This is a genomic window from Arthrobacter sp. K5, from assembly GCF_040448525.1.
Taxonomy (GTDB): Bacteria; Actinomycetota; Actinomycetes; order Actinomycetales; family Micrococcaceae; genus Arthrobacter; species Arthrobacter globiformis.
The window spans coordinates 2,947,896-2,972,735 of record NZ_CP159279.1 but is presented as its reverse complement, the minus strand read 5'-3'; the positions used below and the strand labels follow the sequence as shown (position 1 = coordinate 2,972,735).

Sequence of the window (24,840 nt, the reverse complement as noted above, 5' to 3'; positions counted from 1 at the left end):
CACAAGGAAGTCCATCGTGAATACACCTGTTACACCGGCCCCGGGGCCGTCGCTGCAATCGTCGGTTGCACCGGATCCGCAGAAGAAGCGGTTCTTGTACAAGCTCAGTGGAGTGATCGCCGGCGGCATGTTCATCGACGGCTTCATCTTGGGCGGTATCGGGCTCGTCATGCCGGCCATGACCTCCGACTTGAGCCTGTCTGCCACGTGGCAGGGCCTGATTGGCGCCTCGGCCCTGATCGGCATCTTCTTTGGCGGTCCACTTGGTGGCTATTTCGCCGACAAGATCGGGCGCAAGCCCATGTTCATCGTCGACCTGGCCATCTTCCTGCTTGGCTCCGCGGCACAGTTCTTCGTTGCCGACGCCTGGCAGTTGTTCCTGATCCGCCTGCTCATGGGTATGGCAATCGGCGCCGATTACGCCATCGGCTGGCCCCTGCTGGTCGAATTCTCGCCTGCACGGTTGCGCGGCAAGCTCATGGCCTTCCAGGAGGTGGCCTGGTACGTGGGTTACCTGCTCTCCTACGCCGTCGGTTACTACATGTCCACAGCGATCCATGCCGACTGGCGCATCATCCTCGGCATGAGCACGGTTCCTTCCCTGATCGTCTTCCTGCTCCGGCTGGGCACTCCCGAGTCGCCGCGTTGGCTTATCAGTAAAGGCAGGGTTGAGGAAGGCATGGCCATCGCCCGGGAATGCATGGAGGAGGCCGACGTCCGGGACCTGGCGCACGAGAAGTCCGAACGCCCCGACTTCCGCAAGCTTTTCTCCCCCCAGTACCTCAAGTCCACGATCTTCGTCTGCATGTTCTGGGTCTGCAATGTGACCCCGTACTTCGCCATTGCCACCTTCTCGCCGATCGTGCTCGAGAGCCTGGGCGTTGAGGATGGCCTGGCCGGAGCGCTGCTGCTCAACGGCGTGGTCGTGGCCGGCGCATTGGCCTCCATGTTCCTCATTGAGCGCGTGGGACGCCGCAAGCTGTCCATCCCGCCGATGTGGATTGCCGCCGTCGCCCTGGTTGTCATCGGCCTGTTCGCCCACGTTTCGCCGATCATCATCCTCGTCTGCTTCATCACCTTCTCCTTCTTCAACGCCATCTCCACAGCCCTGACCGGTGTCTACCCGGGCGAGGTATTCCCCACGGAAATCCGCGGTGCCGGCGTCGGCTTTGCCACGGCTTTTTCCCGCATCGGTGCGGCGGCAGGAACATTCATCCTCCCGATGTCGGTAGAGGGCCTGGGCGTGGGGGCTACCATGCTGATCGCCGCCAGCATTTGTGTGCTCGGCGCAGTCATCTCCCAATACCTGGCGCCGGAGACGAAGGGTCTGAGCCTCAGCGACACATCGGCACCCATGGCCAAAGCGGCCCTGGCCAAGGCCGCAGCGAAGTAGCACCGCGGCCTTACCGGTTTGAGTAATCGGAAGGGGCCCTGCCCGGGCTTGCGCCGGCAGGGCCCCTTCCGTGCTGAGCACCAACTCCGTGCTCCACACCAACACAAGGCACCAAACAACCGTTGACCCCAAGGAGAACCAGCACATGAAAATTTACGGTGACAGTGAACGGGACAGCGGTCTGCGTACCCCGCCGCTGATCCTCGACGACGGCGAGACCCACCCGGGTGCCTGGATCAGTTTCTGTGACCCGGCTGTTGTGGACACGCTCGCGGCCGAAGGATTCGACTGGATCTGCATCGACGGCCAGCACGGCGGCCCGGAAACCCACAAGATGCAGCCACTCATCGAAGCCGCACACCTGTTTTCCGTCCCGTCCATCGTCCGTGTTCCCGGGCACGACATGGGCACCATCGGCCGGATCCTCGACGCCGGAGCCGGCGGAATCATCTTCCCGACGGTAGAGACGGCGGCGGCCGCGGCGTCACTCATTTCCGCCTGCCGCTTTCCCTCCCGCGGAAACCGCAGCTACGGTCCTACCCGCCGCAGCCCGCGGTACCCCAAGCCGGTCCCGGGCAACCCGCACGACGACGCCCTGTGCATTCTGATGATCGAAACAGCCGCCGGACTGGCGAACCTCGACGAGATCCTCGCGACCGGACCGGACGGCATTTTCGTGGGTCCCTACGACCTGTCCCTCAGCCTGGGCATGACCCTGGAGGAACTGACGGGCGAAGGGCCGGACGGAATACTCGCGGACATCGCACGCCGCTGCGCGGCAGCCGGCGTCACCCCCGGCATCTACACCGGAGAGCCCGCACTCTCCGAGAAGATGGCCGCCCTCGGATTCCGCTTCATGCCGGCCGCCTCTGACACCGGGCTGCTGGCTGTCGCGGCCCGCAACGCAGTTTCCGCGGCCCGGCGGCTCACGGCCGCAAAGGCCATGAGCTAGTCCCGAAACCAAGCCGGTACGGGGAGCGCCGCACCAATCGTCGACTGGCCCCAAGCCAACCCACAAGGAGAACTGCCATGCCCTATGCCATGCAAATCACCCGGGCCGGAGGCCCGGAAGTGTTCGAGCGGATCCACGTTCCGCGTCCGGTCCCCGGCCCGGGCCAGGTGCTGGTACGCGTCGCCGCGGTGGGGGTGAACTTCATCGAGACATACCAGCGTTCGGGCGTCTACGCGGTCGACTACCCCCTGGTTCCCGGCGTCGAGGGTGCGGGCACAGTCGAGGAGGCCGGAGCGGGCGTCACCGGGTTTGCGGTGGGGGACCGGGTTGCCACGACAGAGGGCGCGGGCAGCTACGCGGACTACATGGTGCTGGACGCTGATAAGGCGCTTCCCGTGCCGGACGGCGTCTCTGACGACGTTGCCGCGGCGCTGCCGGCGCAGGGCATCACCGCCCACTACCTGATCAACTCCAGCTACCGTGTCCAACCCGGTGACACCGCCCTTACCTATGCCGGTGCCGGCGGGGTGGGACTGCTGCTGATCCAGCTGCTCAAGCTCCGCGGCGCCACCGTCATCACCACGACCTCGACGCCGGAAAAGGCCGAACTGGCCCGGGAAGCCGGCGCCGACCACGCGCTGGACTACGCCGAGGTCCCCCGGCGGGTGCGCGAGCTGACCGGCGGCCGCGGCGTCGACGTCGTCTATGACGGCATCGGCAAAGACACCTTTGAAGGTTCTCTGGACGCCCTGCGGGTGCGCGGCACGCTGGTGCTCTTTGGCGGAGCTTCCGGGCAGGTGCCGCCCTTCGATCTGCAGCAGCTCAACGCCCACGGTTCCCTGAGCGTCACCCGCCCTAAAATCGACGATTTCCTGCTTGACACCGTGGAGCGGCGCTGGCGTTCCGAGGAAATATTCGGCCTGGTGGCCGACGGAAAACTCAAGGTCACCATCGGCGCCCGCTATCCCTTGAAGCATGCCGCTGCTGCCCATGCAGCAATGGAGTCGCGTGCAACCACCGGCAAGGTCATCCTGCTCCCGTAGCTCTGGGTGAACGCCCCGTTCGCTAATTGAAGGGGCATAGGATGGATGTGGACAGCACGGGCCACGCGCCCTGAGCGAATGTGAACCGGGAGCAGACATGGCGGCGGGACAAAGCGCATCAGAAGCAGATGAAGCACAAGGTAGCGATGCCACGACTGCCGAAGAGTCGGCGGACCTGACCAACAAGTCCGTCATTAAGGCAACCGTCCTGCTCAGCGAACTTGGCCGCCACCGGCAGGGCATCACCGTGACGGAACTGGCCCAGGCCGTGGGGATGACCCGTCCGACGGCCTTCCGGCTGCTTCTGAGCCTGGAACAGACCGGCTTCGTGGACCGCGTGGACAACCGCTATCTGCTCGGCTGGCAGGTGGCAAGGCTGGGCAGGCTTGCCGACCCTTACACGGGTGCCGTTGCCAGGATCCAGCCCATCCTGGACGAATACGCCGCGAAGCTCAAGGAGACGATGAGCTTCGCGATGGTCCGGAGTGAAACTTCCTACGACGTCATCGCCGAGGCCTCGGGCTCCCGCTACCTGAACGCCACCCACCTGTACGTTGGCGGGAACTACCCTGCTCATGCCAGTGCTACGGGGAAACTCCTTCTCTCTGAACTCAGTGACGACGCCATTGCCGCCACGCTGCCTGAGAAGCTGGAGTCCTACACCGCCCGCACCATCACGAACCGGAAGGCACTCCTGCAGGAGATCCGGCAGGTCCGCGAACAGGGCTATGCCGTCATCGATGAGGAGCTCGAAGAGGGCCTTTTCGCCGTCGCCTATCCGGTGCGCAACGGTTCGGCCGGGCTGATCGGAGTGCTTGCCGCCCAGGGGCCGGTTCAGCGGTTCAAATCGGACAAGCTGCCTGGAGTTGTCGACCAGCTACATAAGGCCGCCGACGAGGTCGCGAAGGCTTTGTCCTAGAGACCCCTGCGCGGCCCGGTAATCGTGCGCGCCCGGTAATCAGGTGTTCGCCATGGCGATCAGGTGCTCACGCGACGGGTATTTCCATTCCACGTACTGAACGGGGACGTCGGCGCGTTCAGCCACCACTCCATGGGTGACGCCGTCGGGGCCCTCACTGCTGCTCACCTCGGTGATGCAGGCGATCAAGGCTGCCGTTCGCCGTTCATTGCGTTCGCGGATGATGTCCGCGGCCCGCTTGGGGGTCTTACGCCTTGCTTTCTGGCGCCAGTGCGTCATGTCTGATCTCTGACGGGCGTTAGGAAGCGTTGTGGCCTTCAACGTACAGGCCGGCCCACGGAGTGCAGGTGAGCACATCGGAGCCCATGGACTGCTGAGCCATGGGGCTTACGTTGCCAGCCAGCCTGCGCCCGGCGATGGGGCGGGCGGAACGTGCGAACGCGCTGAGAAGGATGCGGTGAACGGTGCTCATGGTGGGTTCCTCGCGGACTGCCGGGGGAACCAGGGGTTCCCGGGTGAAATTTCGGATACCGGAAAGCCGCCTTTGGCCGTCCGATGCGACTGCAAGTGAAAACGTTCTTTTTGAACGTGACGTTCATTTAATGAACGTATCTTTATTGTGGCCTCTGTCACGGCATTTTGCAAGGGGCTGTTCAGGGCGCCGCAGCCGGGGTCCAAATGATTGCCCGCAGGCGCACGGCATCTGGGACCGGTAGCCCCGCTAGACGCCGCAGAAATGCATCAGCGGCAATATCCGTAATCATTGCGCCGGAAGGTGAGCCGTGCCACAATGGACCACGTTCATAAATTGAACGTGACGTTCAAATTTCTTGCCAGCAAGTTTTTACATGACAAGGATCCCGGCCGGATACGCAGATGTGCCGGACGGCAAGGCAGAAGGGAAGGAACCATGTCCATCTCAGTAGGTCACCGAGCAATTGCCAGCGCCTTCGGCTGGGGGCAGGGCCCCGCCCGCCGCCCGGCTGGCGCGCCTTCGCCCGCCACGACGACGGCGGCGGCACAGTCCTCCGTCCAGGCCGCCGCCGTCGAACCCGGCGAACTGGTGTGCTCCCCCTGGGAAGGCCTCTACCGGGAGCAGGCCCACCCGGTGACCGCACGCGGGAAGGAAGCCACGACGCGTCAGCAGCTGGACTCCTTCCTCAACAGCCTTATGTACGGCGAATAGCCAGCACGATGACAACCATTCTGTACGCGGGGGCCGCGGACGACGCCCCATCCACGGCATCATTCACCGAGGACTGCGACGCCAACACCTGCTTCTACTGCGCCGGCCCTGAAACGGACTGAGGACAGCAAGCCCCCGCTCACCACCTCCCCGGGATTTCGGACGGCTGCCGCGAAAGCGGTCCACGGAGGCCATTGACCGCCGATTCTTCTGGAATAAGACTTTCAGTGGGCCAGCAGCCCGCCACCGTCGACCAGGAGGAGCCAGCGATGACCACGCAGGAAACCGAGGCAGAGGCGGCCTACCGGGCCGGCCGGGAATGGTTCAAGAGCGCGGTGGTGTACCAGATCTATCCGCGCAGCTTCGCTGATTCGGACGGCGACGGCATCGGCGACCTCCGCGGGATCATCGGCAAGCTGGACTACCTCCAAAAGCTGGGGGTCGACGTCGTCTGGCTCTCCCCGGTGTACCGGTCACCGCAGGATGACAACGGCTACGACATCAGCGACTACCGCGACATCGACCCCGTGTTCGGTGACCTGGAGACCCTTGACGAACTGCTGGCGGGACTGCACTCGCGGGGGATGAAGCTGGTGATGGACCTGGTGGTCAACCACACCTCGGACGAGCACCCGTGGTTTGTGGAATCCCGCTCCAGCAAGGACAACCCGAAGCGGGACTGGTACTGGTGGCGGCCGCCGCGCGAAGGCCATGGCCTGGAAACAGCCGAGCCAGGCACACCCGGCGCTGAACCTAACAACTGGGGCTCTGCCTTCTCGGGGCCGGCCTGGGAGTACGACGCGGAAACAGGGGAGTACTACCTGCACCTGTTCTCCAGGAAGCAGCCGGACCTCAACTGGGAAAACCCGGAGGTGCGGGCCGCCGTATACGACATGATGAACTGGTGGCTTGACCGCGGCGTGGACGGCTTCCGGATGGATGTCATCAATTTCATCTCCAAGGAGCAGTCGCTGCCCGACGGTCCGCAGGCCGAAGGGATGCTCTACGGCGACGGCGGCCCGTACTTCATCTGCGGCCCGCGCATCCACGAGTTCCTGCAGGAGATGCACCAGGAGGTCTTCGCGGGGCGTGACAAGGACCTGCTGACCGTGGGCGAGATGCCTGGCGTTACCGTCGAGGACGCCGCCCTGTTCACGGATCCCGGCCGGCGGGAAGTGGACATGGTCTTCCAGTTCGAGCACGTGGCCCTGGACCAGGAGGGCGGCAACAAGTGGCGGCCCAAGAAGCTGCTGCTCACCGATCTCAAGAAGTCCCTGGGCCGCTGGCAGGAAGGGCTCGCCGAGAGCGGCTGGAACAGCCTCTACTGGGGAAACCACGACCAGGCCCGCGCCGTTTCCCGTTTCGGCGACGACGGCCAGTACCGGGAGCTGTCGGCGAAGATGCTGGCCGCCGTCCTGCACCTGCACCGCGGCACGCCGTACGTTTACCAGGGCGAAGAGCTGGGCATGACCAACATGGCGTTCGGCGCCATCAGCGACTACCGGGACATCGAAGTCCTCAACCACCACCGCGAGGCCACCACGCACCTGGGCCACACCGACGCCGAGGTCCTCGCGGCCCTGGCGCCGCTGAACCGGGACAACGCCCGGACGCCCGTGCAGTGGGACGCCAGCCGGCACGGCGGCTTCACCACCGGAGCACCCTGGATAGCCGTGAACCCGAACGCAAACACCATCAACGCCGCGGCCCAGGTTGACGATCCCGGGTCGGTATTCAGCTTCTACCGCAAGGTGATCGCCCTCCGGCACTCGGATCCCGTGGTCGCATATGGGGATTTCAGCATGCTGCTGCCCGACGACGAACACGTCTACGCGTTCAGGCGCTCGCTTCCGGACGTGGAGCTGCTGGTCCTTGGCAACTTTTCGGGGTCCAACCGGACAGCCGGGATCGACGACGGCACCTGGCTCAACGGGGGCGCTGAGCTGGTGCTGGCAAATTATGCGCCGGAAGACGGCGAGGTGCCATCCTTCGACCTGCGCCCGTGGGAAGTGAAGGTTTTCCGCCGGAACGTGTAGCGCAGCCCAGGGCGTCTAGGCGACTACGGCGCCAGGCGGTCGCCGGGCCGGTGGACGCGGAACCAGCGGTAGCCGTACCGTCCCAGCTCAAGGGTGAACCCGCCGTCGGCCTCCAACGGAACGTTGCCGCCGTCGAACAAATCCAGCAGCATGGCGTTCCTGAACGCCCGCCGCGGACTGTCCCCGGACCCGACGTTCGCGGTGACCTTGACCGGCTCGTCGCCGAAGTTGTGGAGCAGCACCACGGTGGCCTCCGGCGAGCCGCAGCGGTGCGCAAACACGGCCGGCTCGGGCTGTTCGAGGACGGCGAACTCGCCCCAGCCCAGCTCCGGTGACTCGCGGTACCGCTGGATGAGCGTGGCCATGAAGTTCCACAGCGACCCGGGGTCCCGTTTGGCGCGGGCCGCGTTGACCTTTTCCGGGCCGTACTCCCCGCGGGGCAGCGGGACCACCAGCTCCGACGCCTTGGCGCTGGAGAAGCCGCCGTTCTTTTCGTCGTTCCACTGCATGGGCGTGCGGACGGCGGCACGGCCCTTCTGCCGCAGGTCCTCGCCCATGCCGATCTCCTCGCCGTAGAAGAGGACCGGCGTGCCGGGCAGGGAGAACATCAGCGAGTAGACCATCCGGATCCGGTCGGCGTCGCCGCCCAGCATCGGCGGCAGCCGGCGCCGCAGTCCCCGCCCGTAGAGCTGCATGTTTTTGTCCGGTCCGAACGCGGCGAAGACCTCCTCCCGCTCTCCGTCGCTGAGCTTGTCCAGCGTGAGCTCGTCATGGTTGCGCACGAACATCGCCCAGTGGTTGTCAGGATGCAGCCGCGGACGCGTTTTCAGCGTTTCGGCCAGCGGACGGGCGTCCTGCCTGGCGAGCGACAGGTAGATGTGCTGCATGGACATGAAGTCGAACTGCATGTTCAGCTCGTTGCCTTCGTCGCCGCCGAAATACTCCAGCTGGTCCTTGTACGGCAGGTTCACTTCGCCCAGCAGCACCGCGCTGCCGTTGCGCCGGTTCACGAAGCTGCGCAGGGCGCTGAGGTAGTCGTGCGGGTCGATGTTGGCCGCCTCGTCCTTGGGCGCGCCCCGGGTCTCCAGGAAAAACGGCACCGCATCCAGCCGGAATCCGTCCAGCCCGAGCTCCAGCCAGAGGCCCATGGCCTTGGCTATCTCGTTGCGGACTTTGGGGTTGGTGACGTTGAGGTCCGGCTGGTGCTCCATGAACATGTGCAGGTACCACTCGCCGGTGGCATCGTCCTGGGTCCAGAGAGAGGTCTGTTCGCCCGGGAACACCACTTCCGAGGACGTGTCCGGCGGCGGATCACTTCGCCAGACGTAGTAGTCCCGGTACGGGTTGTCCACGGATTTGCGGGCCTCGACGAACCAAGGGTGCTGGTTGGAGGTGTGGTTGACCACGAAGTCGGCGATCACCCGGATGCCGCGGTCCTTCGCGGTGCGGATGAACTCCACAAAATCGCCCAGCGTGCCCAGCCGCCGGTCGACGTCGAAGAAGTCCGTTACGTCGTAGCCGTCGTCGCGGTCCGGTGACGGATAGAAGGGCATGAGCCAGATGCAGTTCACGCCCAGCGCCGCCAGGTAATCCACGCGCTGGGTCAGGCCGCCGAAATCACCGGTGCCGTCGCCGTCGTAGTCGAAGAACGTCTCAACATCCAGGCAGTAGACGACGGCGGTTTTCCACCACAGGTCCGATGTCTCCGCGATGTTCATGCCACCGGAACCTTCCGCAGCTGCGGCAGGACGCTCTGCGCGAAGGCGTCGATGAACGGCGCCTGCTCCTGCCCCACGAAGTGCAGGTACAGCTCGTCGAACCCGAGATCCAGATACTCGCCCAGCCACTGCACGTGGCGGTCCAGGCTGGCGGAGACGTTCACCGATTTCCGGACCTGGGCCTCCCCAACGTCGGCGCTGACACCGTCGAAGTGCGCCGCAGTCGGCAGGTCCCAGGGGACGGGCGGGGCGAAGACGTTCGAACGCCACTGATCCATGGCAATGGCGACGGCGTCCTGCTCCCGGGGAGCCCAGGACAAGTGGATCTGCAGCACGGCCTTCCCCTTGCCGCCCTCTGAGCGGTACGCAGCCAGCATTTCCGTGAGCTTTTCGGCCGGCTGGTTCACCGTCACCAGGCCGTCTGCCCAGCCGGCCGCCCGGCGGGCCGTTTCCACGCTGATCGCCGGTGCGATCAGCGGCGGCGGTGGTGAGGGCACATCCCAGATCCGCGCCTGTTCCACGGTGACCAGGCCGTGATGGGTCACCTCCTCACCCGCATGCAGCCGGCGGATGACGTCCACGCACTCCTCAAGCCGTTGCTGGCGTGTCTCTTTCAGCGGCCACGGGTCACCCGTGACGTGCTCGTTCATGTTCTCGCCGCTGCCCGGAGCCATCCAGAACCGGGCCGGAAACATGGACGCCAGTGTGGCCGAGGCGTGGGCGATGATGGCCGGGTGGTACCGCTGGCCCGGCGCTGTAACCACGCCGAAGCGCAGGCTGGTGGTGGCCAGGGCAGCCCCCAGCCAGGACCACGCGAAGCCCGAGTGCCCCTGCCGCGCCGACCACGGTTCGATGTGGTCCGAGCACATGGCGGCGTCGAAGCCCGCCTCCTCGGCGAGCCGGACGTCCTTGAGGAGCTGGCCGGGGCTGATCTGTTCATGCGATGCGTGGAAACCTATAGCTGCCATCGTTAATGTCTACCGGCGGCCAGGGATCGTGTCGAGGGGGCTATGTCGGGGGCGGAGCGGTGCCGGGGGTGGCGTCCGGCAGGGTCCCGGGCAAGAATGGGGCCTATGCAGCTGCCGGTCATGCCCCCTGTCGCCCCCATGCTGGCCAAATCGGTCGGCGCCATCCCCGAAGGCCGCTTGAGCTACGAGCCGAAGTGGGACGGATTCCGCTCCATCATCTTCCGCGACGGCGACGACGTGGAGATCGGTAGCCGCAACGAGAAACCGATGACGCGCTACTTCCCCGAACTCGTGGAGGCGCTGAAGGCCAACCTGCCGGCCAAATGCGTGATCGACGGCGAGATCGTCCTGGTGGGCTCGTCCGGCGACCGGCTGGATTTCGACGCACTGCAGCAGCGTATCCACCCCGCAGCCAGCAGGGTCAAGATGCTTTCCGAGCAGACGCCGGCAAAATTCGTGGCCTTCGACCTGCTGGCCCTCGGCGACGAGGACTTCAGCGGCCGTCCCTTCGCCGAACGGCGCACGGCCCTGGAACAGGCATTCGCCGCCGCCAGCGCCCCGGTCCACCTGACCGCCGCCACGCAGGATCCGGAGCTGGCCGGAAAATGGTTCCACCAGTTCGAGGGCGCCGGCCTGGACGGAATCATCGCCAAACCCCTGGACGGCCCGTACCAGCCGGACAAGCGCGTGATGTTCAAGATCAAGCACGAACGAACCGCTGACTGTGTCCTGGCCGGTTACCGCGTCCACAAGAGCGGCCCGGACGCGATCGGGTCGCTGCTGCTGGGCCTGTACAAACCCGGCGGCGAACTCGCCAGCGTGGGCGTGGTGGGCGCCTTTCCGATGAAGCGGCGCAAGGAGCTTTTCGAGGAGCTCCAGCCCCTGGTCACCAGCTTCGACGAGCATCCGTGGGCCTGGGCAAAACAGGAGGAGGGCGCCCGGACACCCCGCAACGCGGAGGGCAGCCGGTGGAGCGCGGGCAAGGACCTGTCCTTCACGCCGCTGCGGCCGGAGCGCGTGCTGGAAGTGAAGTATGACCACATGGAAGGCGAGCGGTTCCGCCACACCGCCCAGTTCGTGCGCTGGCGTCCGGACCGGGATCCAACGTCCTGCAATTATGAGCAGCTCGAGGAACCGGTGAAGTTCGACCTCGCCGAAGTGCTCGCCACCTGAAACTGATTAAACCCCGACGGCGGTCCGCCCCTTCCGAAAAGGGGCGGACCGCCGTCGTCGTAATAGTTCGCCTAGGCTCCGGTCTACTTGAGCCCGAGCTCCTTGGTGGGAACCTTGAACGTTTCCTTGGCCGTCAGCGCGGAGACGGCGGCGATGACGCAGATGACCGCGGTAAAGATGCTGATCTGCACCCAGCCGCCGGGCTTGATGCCGCCCATGGCCGCAACGATGGCCGGCGCGAAGCCTGCCATCAGGAAGCCGAGCTGCGTGCCGATGGCCAGGCCGGAGAAACGCACCTTGGTGCTGAACATCTCGGCGTAGAAGGAAGGCCAGACGGCGTTCGAGGCTGCATAGCCGCAGGAGAAGAAGGCGATGGCAGCCAGGAACATCAGCGGCACGTTGCCGGACTCGAGGCTCAGCAGGAACAGCGGGGCCAGGGCCGCGCTGGACAGGGCGCCATAGATGTAGACGGGCTTCCGGCCGATCCGGTCGGCCAGCTTGCCGAAGAGCGGCTGGGTGCCCAGGGCAACGAGGTTGGCGCCCACCACGAGCCAGAGGGTGATGGTGCCGTCCACGCCGGCAACGGTCTTGGCGTAGCTGATGGCGAGGGTGCCGAACACCGTGGAGACGGCGGCGATGAAGGCGCAGCAGATGACCCGGAGGACGTCGCGCCAGTGGGTCTTGAGCAGGTCAGCCACGGGCAGCTTGGCGATCTGGGCCGACTTCTGGGCGGCTTCGAAGGCCGGCGGCTCGTGCAGCGTGCGGCGGATGAAGAAGGCAATCAGGACAACCACGGCGCTGAGCCAGAAGGGGATCCGCCAGCCGATGCCGTACTTGACCTCGTCCGGCAGGGCGAGCACGGGAATGAAGACGAGTGCCGCCAGGATCTGGCCGCCCTGCGTGCCCGTCAGGGTCCACGAGGTGAAGAAGGAACGCTGGTTGTCCGGAGCGTGCTCCAGGGTCATGGAAGAGGCGCCGGCCTGTTCGCCGGCCGCGGAGAGGCCCTGGCAAAGGCGCGCCAGAACCAGAAGGGCCGGAGCCCACCATCCCACCGTGTTGAAGTCCGGCAGGCAGCCGATCAGGAAGGTGGAGGCACCCATGAGGACCAGGGTGAACATGAGGACCTTGCGCCGGCCAACCCGGTCCCCGAAGTGGCCCAGGACAACGGCGCCGACGGGCCGGGCGATGTAGGCAAAGCCAAAGGTCGCAAAGGACATGATGGCGGCGTTGGCGTCAGCGTTCGGGAAAAACACGTGCGGGAAGATCAGTGCGGCTGCCGAGCCGAAGATAAAGAAGTCGTAGTACTCGACGGCGCTGCCGAGGAAGCTGGCAAGGGCTGCCTTCTTCGGTGTCCCGGCCGGGGCAACAGTGCCCGGCGCGGCGGACGGAATGGTCTGGCTCATGGTGTTCCTTCAGGGGGACGACGTTGTCGCGGGATGGATCAGGGGTCGCGGCCGCCGTCCTTGTTGGGGAAGAGGCGGCGGAGGTCCTTGGAAAGACCGACCCGGACCAAGTAGCCACATGGTGAGAGCTACTTGTGCGATACAGCAATGATGGCTGTGAGGGCAGTCACCTGTCAAGAAAACTGCTCGCGATCTAGAAATAGCTCTCACATTGTGGCAACATCGAGCTATGAGTGTGAAGGAAGCCACAGGCGAAGACGCCTCCCCGGCCAACCCCGTTGAAGCAGATGCCCCCGTTGAAGTGGCAAGACCCGCCAAGGGGGAATCCCGTACCGACATGGTGGGCAAGGCCCTGGGCCTGCTGGTCCTGCTGGGGGATGAGCCCCGCGGGGCCAGCGCGGCGGAGATTTCCCGGCGCGCGGACCTTCCGTTCAGCACCACCTACCGGCTCCTTGGTTCGCTCACCCGTGACGGGTTCGTGGACTACGAGCCGGACGGCCGCCGCTACCACCTTGGCCTTCGCATCTTCCAGCTGGGCCAGGCGGTCTCCCACCACCACGGGTTCGCCGGTACGGCGCTGCCCATCCTGCGCCGCGTTACCGAGCAGACGGGGGAGGCGACCATCCTCTCCGTCCGCGACGGCATCCACCACCTCACCGTGAACAAAGTGGACGGCCCCCAGACATTCCGCGTGACCAGCGACCCCGGGCACCTCGGCGCGCTCCACACCACCTCCGTGGGCAAGGCGCTCGTCGCGTTCGCCGAGAAAGAGGACCGCGAACGGCTGCTCGAGGAACTCCCGCTGGAGCCCCTGACCGCCCTGTCCATCACCGACCGGGACGCCTTCCGCGCCGAAATCGAGAAGGTCCGCCGGCAGGGCTACGCGGTCATGGATGAGGAGAACGAGCTGGGCATGCGCGCCGTGGCGGTGCCGGTCTTCAACTCCCAAGGCATTGCCTTCGCCTCCCTGGCCACCGCTGTTCCGGTGTTCCGGCTCAGCATGGAGGCGCTGGTGGCACTGGTTCCCCTCCTGCAGGCGGCCGCCGTCGAGCTTTCCGCCCGGCTGCCCCAGCGCTGAACCGCGCAGCGCTAAACCGCCGAGAGGTGCTGCCCGAAACTATCTTGTTCGTATCTAGAACAATAGTGCATCATATGAACTTTTCCTGTACTGTTATCCGTATCACCCGGCCAGCGCGGGGCGCAGCAGGCGCCCAAGCCGGTCGAGTGCCGTTGTCAAAGGAGCCGCACGCATGAGCAATCGAACCGAGTCCTACCTCATAGGACTTGTCGGGGATGGCGTGATGCCGTCGCTCTCGCCCCACATGCACGAGCGCGAAGGCGACGTCCAGGGCGTCCGGTACCTGTACCGGCCCGTCGACCTGCACGAGCTCGACCTGCCGGCCACCGCCGTCGGCGACCTGCTGCAAAGCGCCTACCGGATGGGCTTCAATGGGCTGAACATCACGCACCCGTGCAAGCAGCTGGTCCTCCAGCACCTCGACGAGATCGCCCCCGATGCCGAACGCCTGGGCGCCGTCAACACCGTGGTCATCCAGGACGGGCGCTTCATCGGCCACAACACAGACTTCTCCGGCTTCGCCGCCGCACTGGCCTCCGGACTTCCGGACGCCAGGCTGGACCGCGTGGTGCAGCTGGGAGCGGGCGGCGCCGGATCCGCCGTCGCCTACGCCCTGCTCACGGCCGGCGTGCAGACGCTGGAGCTCGTGGACATGGACCCGGCGCGCTGCGCCGAACGCGCCGCCGAACTGGCCGGATTCTTCCCGGACCGCACCGTCACAGCGCGCACGACGGCGGAGCTGCCGCAGCTGATGCCCGCCGCCGACGGCCTGGTGCACTGCACTCCCGTGGGCATGGCTGCCCACCCCGGCACGCCGCTGGACATGGCCCTCGTGGAGCCCCGGCACTGGGTGGCGGACATCGTCTACCGCCCCATCGAAACCGAGCTCGTCCGCGAATCGCGGGCCAAGGGCTGCCAGGTGCTGGACGGCGGGCGCATGGCCGTGGGCCAGGCCGCCGATGCTTTCCGGATCTTCACCGGACTCGAGCCCGACGCCGAACGGATGCGCGCCCACTTCCTGGAGCTCATCGCAGCGGAAGAGGTGGCCGTCTGATGCGCACCGGGATCGCCACCGTATGCCTTTCCGGCACGCTGAAGGAAAAGATGCAGGCCTGCGCCATCGCGGGCTTCGACGGCATTGAGATCTTCGAGCAGGACCTGGTCACCTCGTCGCTGAGCCCCGAAGACGTCCGCAAGATGGCCGCGGACCTGGGCCTCACGCTGGACCTCTACCAGCCCTTCCGCGACTTCGACAGCGTGACCGAGGACCTGCTCGCGGCCAACCTCCGCCGGGCCGAGGCCAAGTTCGGGCTCATGTCCCGGCTGGGCATGGACACCATCCTGGTGTGCACCAACGTCGCCACGGCCACGATCGACGACGACGACCTGCGGGCCCAGCAGCTCGCCGCCCTGGCAGACCTCGCGGGCGAGCACGGCGTCAAGGTTGCCTACGAGGCCCTCGCCTGGGGCAAGTACGTCAACGACTATGAGCACGCCCACCGCCTCGTGGCGAAGGTGGACCACCCCAACCTCGGCACCTGCCTGGACTCCTTCCACATCCTGTCCCGGGACTGGGACACCGCGCCCATTGAGGAGATCAACGCGGACAAGATCTTCTTCGTCCAGGTGGCCGACGCCCCCAAGCTCTCCATGGACGTGCTCTCCTGGAGCCGGCACTACCGCGTCTTCCCGGGCGAGGGCCAGTTCGAGCTCGCCAAGTTCATGGGCCACGTGGTCCGCGCCGGCTACACCGGGCCGGTCTCGCTCGAGGTCTTCAACGACGTCTTCCGCCAGTCCGACGTTGAGCGCACCGCCGTTGACGCGATGCGCTCGCTGATCTGGCTGGAGGAGCAGAGCGCCAAGTGGCTGGACACCAACGCGCCGGCCGCTGGGAACGCTGCCGGTGCGGGTGGCACCCAGGGCGCCGCCCGCCGTCGTTATCCCATGGAACTGGCAACGCTCCCGCAGGTGGCGGAGCCCGCCGGCTTCAACTTCGCCGAGGTCAAGGCCGCGGACACCGGGGTGCTGGAAAAGGTCCTCGGACAGCTTGGTTTCGAGTTCAACGGCCGCCACCGCACCAAGGACGTCCAGCTCTGGACCATGGGCCACGCCCGGGTGATCATCAACGAACAGGCCCCCGAGGCCGCCGAACCGGCCATCGCCGCCCTGGGGTTCGACGTCGACTCCCCGGTGATTGCCTCCGCCCGCGCCCAGCAGCTCAAGGCCCCCGTGGTTCCCCGGAAGAGCCAGGCCAACGAGGAAGTGTTCCAGGGCTTCGCCGCCCCGGACTCCACCGAGATCTTCCTGTGCCAGGGCAACCCGGACGGAACCGCCGCGTGGACGCGTGAGTTCGGGGAGGGACTCGAGGTAGCGTCCGGTGCACGGACCGCGGTGATCGACCACGTGAACCTGGCCCAGCCGTGGCAGCACTTCGACGAGGCTGTCCTCTTCTATACGAGCGCCCTGGCGCTGGAGCCGCAGCCGTACGCCGAGGTCGCCAGCCCCAGCGGGCTGGTCCGGTCCCAGGTCATGCAGACCTCGGACCGGGACGTGCGCCTGGTCCTGAACCTGGCCCCGGTCATCCAGCAGGACGGCGCGGACCCGGGGACGGCCCCACGGAAGACCTACCAGGAGCACATCGCGTTCGCCGTGGATGACCTGGTGGCCACCGCCCGCGCCGCCCGCGACAGGGGCCTGGCGTTCCTGCAGATCCCGGAAAACTACTACGAGGACCTGGACGCCCGCTTCGACCTCGACCCCGGTTTCCTGGGCACGCTCCGGGACCTCAACCTGCTGTACGACCGCGACGCTGACGGTGAGTTCCTGCACTTCTACACCGCCACGGTGGGCAGCGTGTTCTTCGAAATGGTGGAACGCCGCGGCAACTACGACGGCTACGGAGCGCCCAACGCACCGGTGCGCCATGCAGTCCAGTACGACCACCTGCACGACCTGACCAAAACCAACCACTGATTCCAACCACAGATTGAAAGGAGGCTGCTGTGCCTGAAGACGTGAATCTCGCAACGTACAACGCCGACGCGCTGACCGAGGACCTGTCGGACGCAGTACCTGCAACCCCGGCCGCCGCCCCGGCAGAGAAGCCCCGCGTGGAAACCCAGCAGGATCTCAGCGCGGAGATCAAGGCCCTCGGAGACGCCTACGCCCGGGCCCTGAAGGACGGTGCGGAGCCGGAAACCCAGCCGCGCCTGGACTTCCCGCCCTACCGCAGCAGCCTCCTGCGCCACCCCACCAAGAGCCTGCACCACGCGGACCCGGAAACCATCGAGCTGTACTCCCCGGCGTTCGGCCACCAGGACGTCCACGCCCTGGAGTCGGACCTGACCATCCAGCACAACGGTGAGCCCCAGGGCGAACGCATCATCGTCGCCGGCCGGGTGCTGGACGGCGACGGCCGGCCGGTTGCCGGCCAGCTGGTGGAGATCTGGCAGGCCAACTCCTCCGGCCGCTACATCCACAAGCGCGACCAGCACCCGGCACCGCTGGACCCCAACTTCACCGGCGTGGGCCGCTGCATCACCGGCCCGGACGGTTCCTACCGCTTCACCACCATCAAGCCGGGCGCCTACCCGTGGAAGAACCACCTCAACGCCTGGCGTCCAGCGCACATCCACTTCTCCCTGTTCGGCACGGAGTTCACGCAGCGGATCGTCACGCAGATGTACTTCCCGGGCGACCAGCTCTTCCCGCTGGACCCGATCTACCAGTCGATCGTGGACCAGGATGCCCGCAACCGCCTCGTGGCCACCTACGACCACGACCTGACCCAGCCGGAATGGGCGCTGGGCTACAACTGGGACATCATCCTGACGGGCTCCAAGCGGACCTGGACCGAGAACGAGGCGCTGGGCGCGGAAGGCGACGACCATGAGTAACTCCACCAAGCTTGTTCCCACCCCCGGCCAGACCGTAGGCCCGTTCTACGGCTACGCCCTGCCCTACGACAAGGACCGCGAGCTGCTGGCCCCCGGCTCGCCGGGATCCATCCGCCTCCAGGGCACCGTCTACGACGGCGCCGGGCACGCCATCCCCGACGCCATCCTCGAGATCTGGCAGCCGGACTCCGAGGGCAACATCGTGCACCGGACCGGTTCGCTCGTCCGGGACGGCTACACCTTCACCGGCTTCGGCCGCAGCGCCGTGGGCAACTCCGGTGTCTACACCTTCACCACGGTGAACCCCGGCCCCACCGAACCCGGCGCAGCAGCCTTCATTTCCGTCGCGATCTTTGCCCGCGGCCTGATGAACCGCCTCTTCACTCGCATTTACCTGCCGGAGAACGAGGAGGCGCTGGCGAATGACCCGCTGCTGTCCTCGCTGGACCCCGAGCGCCGCAGGACGTTGATCGCACGCCGCGACGCCGACGGCGGGCTCACCTGGGACATCCGCCTGCAGGGCGAGGGCGAAACCGTCTTCCTCGACTTCGAGGGAGCCGGAACCGGGGGCGCCGCAAAGTGACCGGCTTCCAGGCAGCGGGCGCCGGCGGGCTCGGCGACGTCGGACTGCTCAGCCCTGTGTCGGCGTCGCCCCTCGTGGAGGCCCTGACCGGTGACCGGGCCATCCTTGCGGCGATTCTCGCCGTCGAGGCCGGCTGGGCCGCCGTGCTGGAGCACCATGACCTCGCTCCCGCCGGGTCCGCTGCCGTGGTGGCCCACGCCGCCGACGCCTCCCGGTACGATCTTGCCGATATCGCTAGGCGCGCCCAGGGCGGCGGAAACCCGGTGATCCCGCTCCTGGCCGACCTCCGGGCCCAGGTCAAGGCGCTGGACACTGCCGGTGCCGGTGTGCGTGCCGCCAAGGCAGTGCACACCTCGCTGACCAGCCAGGACGTGCTGGACACGGCCCTGATGCTGGTGGCACGCAACACCGTCGCGGCGCTGCTCGCTGACGTGAAAGGCACGACGGCGGCACTCGCCCGGCTGGCGGGACAGCATGCGGACACGCTGTGTGTCGGCAGGAGCCTGACCCAGCACTCGCTGCCGTTCACGTTCGGGCTTCGGGCGGCGCAGTGGTTCTCCGGCCTGGCTGCTGCGGCACGCCGGCTTGAGGCGCTGGTGCTGCCGGTGCAGTTCGGCGGCGCGGCGGGTACGCTCGCCGCCGGCACGGTGCTTACCTCCCAGGCAGGGCTGACGTCCGGTTCTGCCACGGATCCCTTTGCACTTTCCGACGCGCTGGCCGCCCAGCTGGGCCTCGCCGCCGCCCCCGCCCCGTGGCACACCAACCGGCTGGCCGTGACGTCGCTCGGCGACGCGGTCGCCTCCGTGGTGGACGCCCTCGGCAAGATCGCTGCGGATGTCCTGTTCCTGAGCCGTCCCGAGGTGGCCGAAGTGGCCGAACCGCGCGCCCCCGGCCGCGGAGTTTCCTCGGCGATGCCGCAGAAGCAGAATCCCGTGCTGTCTGTGCTGGTGCGCAGCGCCGCCCTGCAGGCGCCCGGCCTCGCTGCGCAGCTGCACCTTGCCGCGGCCACCTTCAACGATGAACGTCCCGACGGTGCGTGGCACACCGAATGGCCGGCCCTGCGCCAGCTGCTCGCGCTGGCCCTCGGCGCCGCCGGCCACGTGCGGGAACTCGCGGAGGGGCTGCAGGTCTTCCCCGACGGCATGCGGCGGAACCTGGACCTGTCCGGCCCGCTGCTGCTCAGCGAAGGCGTCTCCGCTGCGGTGGCACCGCTTCTTCCCGCCGACGGTGATGGTACCCCCGAAGCCGGCCTTGACGGGAAGCAGCAGCTGCAGGCCGTCGTCGACAAGACGCTGCAGGCGCCGCCGGCCGAACAGGCCGCCACCTACCGCCGGCTGCTGCGCGAGGCCGTCCCCGCGGACAGGCTCTCCGACGCCCGGCTGGAGGAGCTGCTCGACCCGGCCAGCTACCTCGGGCAGGCAGCCGAGATCTCGCGGCGGATCCTGGCGGCTTTCCCGGATTTTGCGCCTACTTCAACCGAACCAGACGGAAACGGAGATTCCCGTGGCTAAACCAGCAGTGAAGGCAGTGCTGCTTTCCCCCCAGCGCGCGCTGGGGGACAAACCGCTCCTGATCGTCGGGCCGTCGCTCGGCACCTCCTCGGTGCTGTGGGCCCAGGTCGGCTCGCTCCTGGGCAACGACTTCGACGTCGTCGCCTGGGACCTGCCCGGACACGGAGTCTCAGCCGCCGCCAGCGAAACGTTCAGCGTCGCGGACCTGGCGGACGCTGTCGTCGAACTTGTTGACTCGATCGCCCCCGGCGAGAAGTTCCACTACGCCGGAGTGTCCCTGGGCGGAGCCACCGGCCTGCAGCTGGGCATCAAGCACGGCGACCGGCTCAAGAGCCTCTCCGTGCAGTGCTCCGGCGCCAAGCTCGGCACCCCCGAGGGTTGGCTGGAACGCGCCGAGACTGTCCGCACCCAGGGCACCCCGGTGATGATCCAGGGCTCGGCCGAACGCTGGTTCGCGCCCGGGTTCATGGACCGCGAACCGGAAGTCAGCAGCCGGCTCCTGCACTCCCTGCGCGACGCCGACCGCTTCAGTTACGCCTTCTGCTGCGAGGCACTGGCCGGCTTCGACGTGCGCGACCAGCTCGGCAGCATCACCGTCCCTACGCAGGTGGTGGCGGGTGCGCTGGACGGGGTGGCCCCGCCGTCGTTCGCCGAAGAGGTAGCCGCCGGCATCACCGCCGGCGGCGGAACAGCGTCCGCAGCCACCCTCGAGGGAGTGGCGCACCTGGCGCCCGCCGAGGCACCCGCCCACGTGGCCGAGCTGATGCGGAGCCTAATTTCCTGGACCGAAACCCGTGGAGGAGCGAAATGAGCGGCGCCGAAGCTACCGGTACACAGGCAACGGACACACAGGCACCCGGCAACCGGGCAGCCGACGCCCGGCGCAACGGTGTGGTTCAGCCGGACGCCACCAGCCGGGAGATTTACGACGGCGGCATGGTGGTCCGGCGCGAAGTGCTCGGCGACGCGCACGTTGACCGGGCAAACGCCAAGAAGGACGCCTTCACCGAGGACTTCCAGGACATGATCACCCGCATAGCGTGGGGCGGCATCTGGACGCGTCCGGGCCTGCCGCGCCAGATGCGCTCCGCCGTCACCATCACCGCCATGGTGGCGCACGGGCACTGGGAAGAACTGGCCATGCACATCCGCGCGGCCATCACCAACGGCCTCAGCCGGGACGAGATCAAGGAGATCCTGCTGCAGACCGCCATTTACTGCGGAGTCCCCTCCGCCAACACCGCCTTCAAGACAGCCCAGCAGGTCTTCCATGAAATGGACAGCGCCGGGCTCGACAACACCCCCATCCCACCCAACTAGGTAGCAGCAGACGGCGTTCTGAGTCCTCACAACGCCCTGAAGTGCTACCCAGTTGGGTCCAGAGAATTCGAGGAATTCATGAACCAGGCTTTTGTTTACGACGCCGTACGCACGCCGTTCGGGAAGTTCGGCTCCGGTCTCGCCGGGGTCCGTCCGGATGATCTTGCAGCGCATGTGATCGGCGAGTCCGTCCGCCGGGCCCCCGGGCTGGACGTGGAGCGCATCGACGAGGTGGTGTTCGGAAACGCCAACGGCGCCGGCGAGGAGAACCGCAACATCGCCCGGATGGGCACACTGCTGGCCGGTTTGCCGGTCTCGATCCCCGGCACCACGGTGAACCGGCTCTGCGGGTCGTCGCTGGACGCGGCGATCATCGCGTCCCGGCAGATCAACGCCGGCGACGCCGACCTGGTCCTGGTGGGCGGTGCCGAATCGATGTCACGGGCACCATGGGTTTTGCCCAAGACGGAGAAGCCGTACCCGGCCGGGGACATGACCCTGGCGTCCACCACGCTCGGCTGGCGCCTGGTGAACAAGGCCATGCCCAAGGAGTGGACGATCTCCCTGGGCGAGGCCACCGAACGGCTCCGCGAGAAGTACGGCGTGACCCGGGCCCAGCAGGACGAGTTCGCGGCTGCCTCGCACAACCTGTCCGCCGCGGCGTGGGACGAGGGGTTCTACGACAACCTGGTCGCACCCGTGCCGGGCACGGACCTGGTCCGCGATGAGAGCATCCGCCCGGGTTCGTCGGCGGAGAAACTGGCCGGGCTGAAGACGGTGTTCCGGCCTGAAGCTGCTGGGGCTGAGGGCGGCACGGTGACCGCCGGAAACGCCTCCCCGCTCTCCGACGGCGCGTCCGCGGCCTGGATCGGGTCCGAGAACGCCTCGTCCATCCTGGGCCTGGAACCGCTGGCCCGGATCGCCGGCCGCGGCGCGCACGGCAACGATCCCCAGTTCTTCGGCTTCGCTCCGGTGGAGGCGGCAAACAAGGCCCTCGCGAAGGCGGGCATCGGCTGGGACGAGGTGGGCGCCGTCGAACTTAACGAGGCGTTCGCCGCGCAGTCCCTGGCATGCATCAACGTCTGGGGGATCGACCCCTCGATTGTGAACCGGCACGGCGGTGCGATCGCGATGGGCCACCCGCTGGGTGCCTCCGGTACCCGGATCCTGGGCACGCTGGCGCGGTCCCTGCAGGCGTCCGGGCAGCGCTGGGGCGTGGCGGCGATCTGCATCGGCGTCGGGCAGGGCCTGGCAGTGGTGCTCGAAAACGTAACTTCTTCCAATGGAAAGGCGTAGGCGATGCTGAATTTCGTTGACACGGTCGGCGAGGCCGTCGCGGCCGTCAAGGACGGCTCCACCGTGATGATCGGCGGGTTCGGCAACGCCGGCCAGCCGTTCGAACTGATCGATGCGCTGCTGGACAGCGGCGCCACGGACCTGACCGTGGTGAACAACAACGCCGGCCAGGGCGACCAGGGCCTGGCTCTGCTGATCAAGGAGGGCAGGGTCCGCAAGATGATCTGTTCGTTCCCGCGGCAGTCGGACTCCTGGCACTTCGACGCGAAGTACAAGGCCGGTGAAATCGAGCTGGAGCTGGTGCCGCAGGGCAACCTGGCCGAGCGCATCCGCGCGGCCGGGGCCGGGATCGGCGGGTTCTTCACCCCCACCGGGTACGGCACCATGCTCGCCGAGGGCAAGGAAACCCGTATCATCGACGGCCGCGGCCAGGTCTTCGAAACCCCGATCCACGCCGACGTCGCGCTGATCAAGGCGCTGAAGGCCGACCGTGTCGGGAACCTGGTCTACCGCAAGACCGCACGGAACTTCGGCCCGATCATGGCCGCCGCCGCGAAGCACACGGTCGTGCAGGTGTCCGAGATCGTGCCCACCGGCGGCCTGGACCCGGAGAACATCGTGACCCCCGGCATTTACGTCAACAGCATCGTCCGTATTGACTCCAGCGGTGCTGCCGCCGCCGGCACCGCAGAACAGGTGGCCTGAGATGAGCCTTGTAGAAACGTCCATCCAGACGTCCGAAACCCCGCTGGGCCGCGACGACCTCGCCCGGCTCGTGGCCCGGGACATCAAACCCGGTTCGTTCGTGAACCTCGGCATCGGGCAGCCCACCCTGGTATCGAACTACCTGGTGCCGGAGCAGAACATCACGCTCCACACCGAGAACGGCATGCTCGGCATGGGGCCGGTAGCCACCGGGGACCAGATCGACGAGGACCTCATCAACGCCGGCAAAATCCCCGTCACCGAACTCCCGGGAGCGTCCTACTTCCACCACGCGGACTCGTTCGCGATCATGCGCGGCGGGCACCTGGACATCTGCGTCCTGGGCGCGTTCCAGGTCTCCGCGACCGGTGACCTCGCCAACTGGCACACCGGCGCACCCGACGCGATCCCGGCCGTGGGCGGCGCGATGGACCTCGCCACCGGAGCCAAGGACGTCTTCGTGATGATGACACTCCTCACCCGCGAAGGCGCGTCCAAGATCGTCGAAGCCTGCACCTACCCCCTCACCGGCGTCGGCTGCGTCACCCGCGTCTACACCGACAAGGCCGTTTTCCTCACCGGACCCGAAGGAGTCCGCGTCCGCGAAACCTTCGGCTGCACCCTCGAAGAACTCCAGGCCTTGGTGCCCGTCCCCCTCACCGCAGCCCCCGCCGTCGAACAGTAACCCAGCGCGAACTGGCAGCAGATGCCTCAAATCCCGGATCTGAGGGCATCAGCTGCCAGTTCGCGCTCCGGCGGGCTAATAGGATTGGTAACCATGACCGACGCAGCAGCAGGGACCACGCCTCGGGCGGGCCGCCCGCCGAAGGACGGAGCGGCGCCGGCGGCCAGTGACCAGTACGTGCAGTCGCTCGCGCGCGGGCTGGCTGTGATCCGCGCGTTCGACACCGAACATGCCGACATGACGCTCACCGAGGTGGCTGCCCGCACGGATCTCACGCGTGCCACCGCGCGGCGTTTCCTGCACACGCTGGTGGAGCTCGGTTACGTCCGGACCGACGGCAAGACCTTCGCACTCACGGCCCAGGTGCTGCAGCTTGGCTACGCCTATCTTTCCGGTCTCTCGCTGCCGCAGCTGGCGCAGCCGCACCTGGAGGAGCTGTCCCTGAAGCTGGGGGAGTCGACGTCGGCGGCGGTGCTGGACGGAACGGACATCGCTTACATAGCCAGAGTTACCACCCGCCGGATCATGACCATCGGCATCACAGTAGGGACCAGGTTCCCGGCCTACGCGACGTCGATGGGCAGGGTGCTGCTCGCCGGCCTTCCGCCGGAGCAGCTGAAGGAATACCTGGCCGCGGCGGAGATCAAGCCCCTGACTCCGCGCGCGATCGGCACGGTGCAGGACCTGTTGGCCGTTCTGGACAAAGTTCGGGCTCAGGGCTGGTGCCTGCTGGACCAGGAGCTGGAGCTTGGGCTGATGTCCGTGGCCGCGCCTGTTTACCACGGCCCGAAGGTGGTGGCCGCCGTCAATGTATCGCTGCAGGCACAGTCTGTAGCCGCCAAGCCGGATCGCGAGGCCTACCTCGAATCCGTGCGGAAGGAAATCGTGGCCACGGCAGAACGAATTTCCTCGGACTTCTCCAGCGGACGGTAGCTGTACTCACCCGGTTGGTTGGTGACGCCGCCGAGGATCTGC

Annotated in this window: 24 protein-coding genes; 19 read left to right on the top strand and 5 right to left on the bottom strand. The window is 66.9% G+C overall.

Annotated features, from left to right (window positions below; all coding sequences use genetic code 11):
- Window positions 1-16: 16 nt before the first annotated feature.
- From ABRP34_RS13395 to ABRP34_RS13380, 4 genes are all read left to right on the top strand, one after another.
- Window positions 17-1,393 (top strand): MFS transporter, encoded by a 1,377-nt coding sequence (locus tag ABRP34_RS13395; RefSeq protein WP_353710559.1) that lies wholly within the window; start codon window positions 17-19, stop codon window positions 1,391-1,393.
- 145 nt (window positions 1,394-1,538) lie between these two features.
- Window positions 1,539-2,345, top strand: coding sequence for an aldolase/citrate lyase family protein (locus ABRP34_RS13390; protein WP_353710558.1), 807 nt, complete (start codon window positions 1,539-1,541; stop codon window positions 2,343-2,345).
- Window positions 2,346-2,422: 77 nt separating this feature from the next.
- Window positions 2,423-3,388, top strand: coding sequence for a quinone oxidoreductase (locus ABRP34_RS13385; protein ID WP_353710557.1), 966 nt, complete (start codon window positions 2,423-2,425; stop codon window positions 3,386-3,388).
- A 97-nt stretch (window positions 3,389-3,485) separates the two neighbouring features.
- Complete coding sequence (locus tag ABRP34_RS13380) at window positions 3,486-4,307, top strand: IclR family transcriptional regulator (protein ID WP_353710556.1); 822 nt, start codon at window positions 3,486-3,488, stop codon at window positions 4,305-4,307.
- Window positions 4,308-4,346: 39 nt separating this feature from the next.
- On the opposite strand, the gene ABRP34_RS13375 is transcribed toward ABRP34_RS13380, so the two are convergent.
- Both ABRP34_RS13375 and ABRP34_RS13370 read right to left on the bottom strand, forming a co-directional pair.
- Window positions 4,347-4,586, bottom strand: coding sequence for a hypothetical protein (locus tag ABRP34_RS13375; RefSeq protein WP_353710555.1), 240 nt, complete (start codon window positions 4,584-4,586; stop codon window positions 4,347-4,349).
- Window positions 4,587-4,605: 19 nt separating this feature from the next.
- Entirely contained in the window at window positions 4,606-4,779 is a 174-nt protein-coding gene (locus tag ABRP34_RS13370; RefSeq protein WP_353710554.1) for a hypothetical protein, read from the bottom strand.
- A gap of 438 nt (window positions 4,780-5,217) precedes the next feature.
- Between ABRP34_RS13370 and ABRP34_RS13365 the strand changes: the two genes are divergently transcribed.
- Together ABRP34_RS13365 and ABRP34_RS13360 are read left to right on the top strand one after the other, a co-directional pair.
- Window positions 5,218-5,493 (top strand): hypothetical protein, encoded by a 276-nt coding sequence (locus ABRP34_RS13365; RefSeq protein ID WP_353710553.1) that lies wholly within the window; start codon window positions 5,218-5,220, stop codon window positions 5,491-5,493.
- 269 nt (window positions 5,494-5,762) lie between these two features.
- Window positions 5,763-7,529, top strand: a complete 1,767-nt coding sequence (locus ABRP34_RS13360; RefSeq protein ID WP_353710552.1) for an alpha-glucosidase — start codon at window positions 5,763-5,765, stop codon at window positions 7,527-7,529.
- A 23-nt stretch (window positions 7,530-7,552) separates the two neighbouring features.
- Here the strand turns inward: ABRP34_RS13360 and ABRP34_RS13355 are convergent, their stop codons facing one another.
- Together ABRP34_RS13355 and ABRP34_RS13350 are read right to left on the bottom strand one after the other, a co-directional pair.
- The gene (locus ABRP34_RS13355; RefSeq protein WP_353710551.1) at window positions 7,553-9,247 is read right to left on the bottom strand and encodes an alpha-amylase family protein; all 1,695 of its coding nucleotides are present in this window, start codon (window positions 9,245-9,247) and stop codon (window positions 7,553-7,555) included.
- Entirely contained in the window at window positions 9,244-10,215 is a 972-nt protein-coding gene (locus ABRP34_RS13350) for a TIGR03885 family FMN-dependent LLM class oxidoreductase (RefSeq protein WP_003800050.1), read from the bottom strand. Before ABRP34_RS13350 ends, ABRP34_RS13355 begins: the two co-directional genes overlap by 4 nt.
- Window positions 10,216-10,320: 105 nt before the next feature.
- Here ABRP34_RS13350 and ABRP34_RS13345 point away from each other — a divergent pair, with 105 nt between their 5' ends.
- On the top strand, window positions 10,321-11,388 hold the full coding sequence (locus tag ABRP34_RS13345; protein ID WP_353710550.1) for an ATP-dependent DNA ligase: 1,068 nt from the start codon (window positions 10,321-10,323) through the stop codon (window positions 11,386-11,388).
- An 83-nt stretch (window positions 11,389-11,471) separates the two neighbouring features.
- On the opposite strand, the gene ABRP34_RS13340 is transcribed toward ABRP34_RS13345, so the two are convergent.
- Window positions 11,472-12,791, bottom strand: coding sequence for an MFS transporter (locus ABRP34_RS13340; protein ID WP_353710549.1), 1,320 nt, complete (start codon window positions 12,789-12,791; stop codon window positions 11,472-11,474).
- A gap of 229 nt (window positions 12,792-13,020) precedes the next feature.
- On the opposite strand from ABRP34_RS13340, the gene ABRP34_RS13335 reads away from it, so the two are divergent.
- The 12 genes from ABRP34_RS13335 to ABRP34_RS13280 all read left to right on the top strand — a co-directional run bounded on the left by ABRP34_RS13335 (window position 13,021) and on the right by ABRP34_RS13280 (window position 24,798).
- Entirely contained in the window at window positions 13,021-13,869 is an 849-nt protein-coding gene (locus tag ABRP34_RS13335; protein ID WP_353710548.1) for an IclR family transcriptional regulator, read from the top strand.
- Between the two features lie 172 nt (window positions 13,870-14,041).
- Complete coding sequence (locus tag ABRP34_RS13330; protein WP_353710547.1) at window positions 14,042-14,923, top strand: shikimate dehydrogenase; 882 nt, start codon at window positions 14,042-14,044, stop codon at window positions 14,921-14,923.
- Window positions 14,923-16,842, top strand: a complete 1,920-nt coding sequence (locus ABRP34_RS13325) for a TIM barrel protein (RefSeq protein WP_353710546.1) — start codon at window positions 14,923-14,925, stop codon at window positions 16,840-16,842. Before ABRP34_RS13330 ends, ABRP34_RS13325 begins: the two co-directional genes overlap by 1 nt.
- Before the next feature lie 83 nt (window positions 16,843-16,925).
- Window positions 16,926-17,765, top strand: coding sequence for a protocatechuate 3,4-dioxygenase subunit beta (gene pcaH, locus ABRP34_RS13320; protein WP_353713358.1), 840 nt, complete (start codon window positions 16,926-16,928; stop codon window positions 17,763-17,765).
- Window positions 17,758-18,348: a protocatechuate 3,4-dioxygenase subunit alpha gene (pcaG, locus tag ABRP34_RS13315; RefSeq protein ID WP_353710545.1), complete on the top strand. Its 591-nt coding sequence runs from the start codon at window positions 17,758-17,760 to the stop codon at window positions 18,346-18,348. The genes pcaH and pcaG overlap by 8 nt, the downstream gene beginning before the upstream one ends.
- Window positions 18,345-19,859 (top strand): lyase family protein, encoded by a 1,515-nt coding sequence (locus ABRP34_RS13310; RefSeq protein WP_353710544.1) that lies wholly within the window; start codon window positions 18,345-18,347, stop codon window positions 19,857-19,859. Before pcaG ends, ABRP34_RS13310 begins: the two co-directional genes overlap by 4 nt.
- Window positions 19,852-20,670 (top strand): alpha/beta fold hydrolase, encoded by an 819-nt coding sequence (locus ABRP34_RS13305; RefSeq protein WP_003800068.1) that lies wholly within the window; start codon window positions 19,852-19,854, stop codon window positions 20,668-20,670. The genes ABRP34_RS13310 and ABRP34_RS13305 overlap by 8 nt, the downstream gene beginning before the upstream one ends.
- A complete protein-coding gene (gene pcaC / locus ABRP34_RS13300) occupies window positions 20,667-21,179 on the top strand; it encodes a 4-carboxymuconolactone decarboxylase (protein WP_353710543.1) in 513 nt (170 codons plus the stop codon). Before ABRP34_RS13305 ends, pcaC begins: the two co-directional genes overlap by 4 nt.
- Before the next feature lie 78 nt (window positions 21,180-21,257).
- The gene (locus ABRP34_RS13295) at window positions 21,258-22,475 is read left to right on the top strand and encodes a thiolase family protein (RefSeq protein ID WP_353710542.1); all 1,218 of its coding nucleotides are present in this window, start codon (window positions 21,258-21,260) and stop codon (window positions 22,473-22,475) included.
- A gap of 3 nt (window positions 22,476-22,478) precedes the next feature.
- A complete protein-coding gene (locus tag ABRP34_RS13290) occupies window positions 22,479-23,180 on the top strand; it encodes a 3-oxoacid CoA-transferase subunit A (protein ID WP_353710541.1) in 702 nt (233 codons plus the stop codon).
- 1 nt (window position 23,181) lies between these two features.
- Window positions 23,182-23,865 carry a 3-oxoacid CoA-transferase subunit B gene (locus ABRP34_RS13285; RefSeq protein ID WP_003800075.1) on the top strand — a complete coding sequence of 228 codons (684 nt, stop codon included), beginning with the start codon at window positions 23,182-23,184 and terminating at the stop codon, window positions 23,863-23,865.
- 93 nt (window positions 23,866-23,958) lie between these two features.
- Window positions 23,959-24,798 (top strand): IclR family transcriptional regulator C-terminal domain-containing protein, encoded by an 840-nt coding sequence (locus ABRP34_RS13280; RefSeq protein WP_353710540.1) that lies wholly within the window; start codon window positions 23,959-23,961, stop codon window positions 24,796-24,798.
- Window positions 24,799-24,840: the final 42 nt, after the last annotated feature.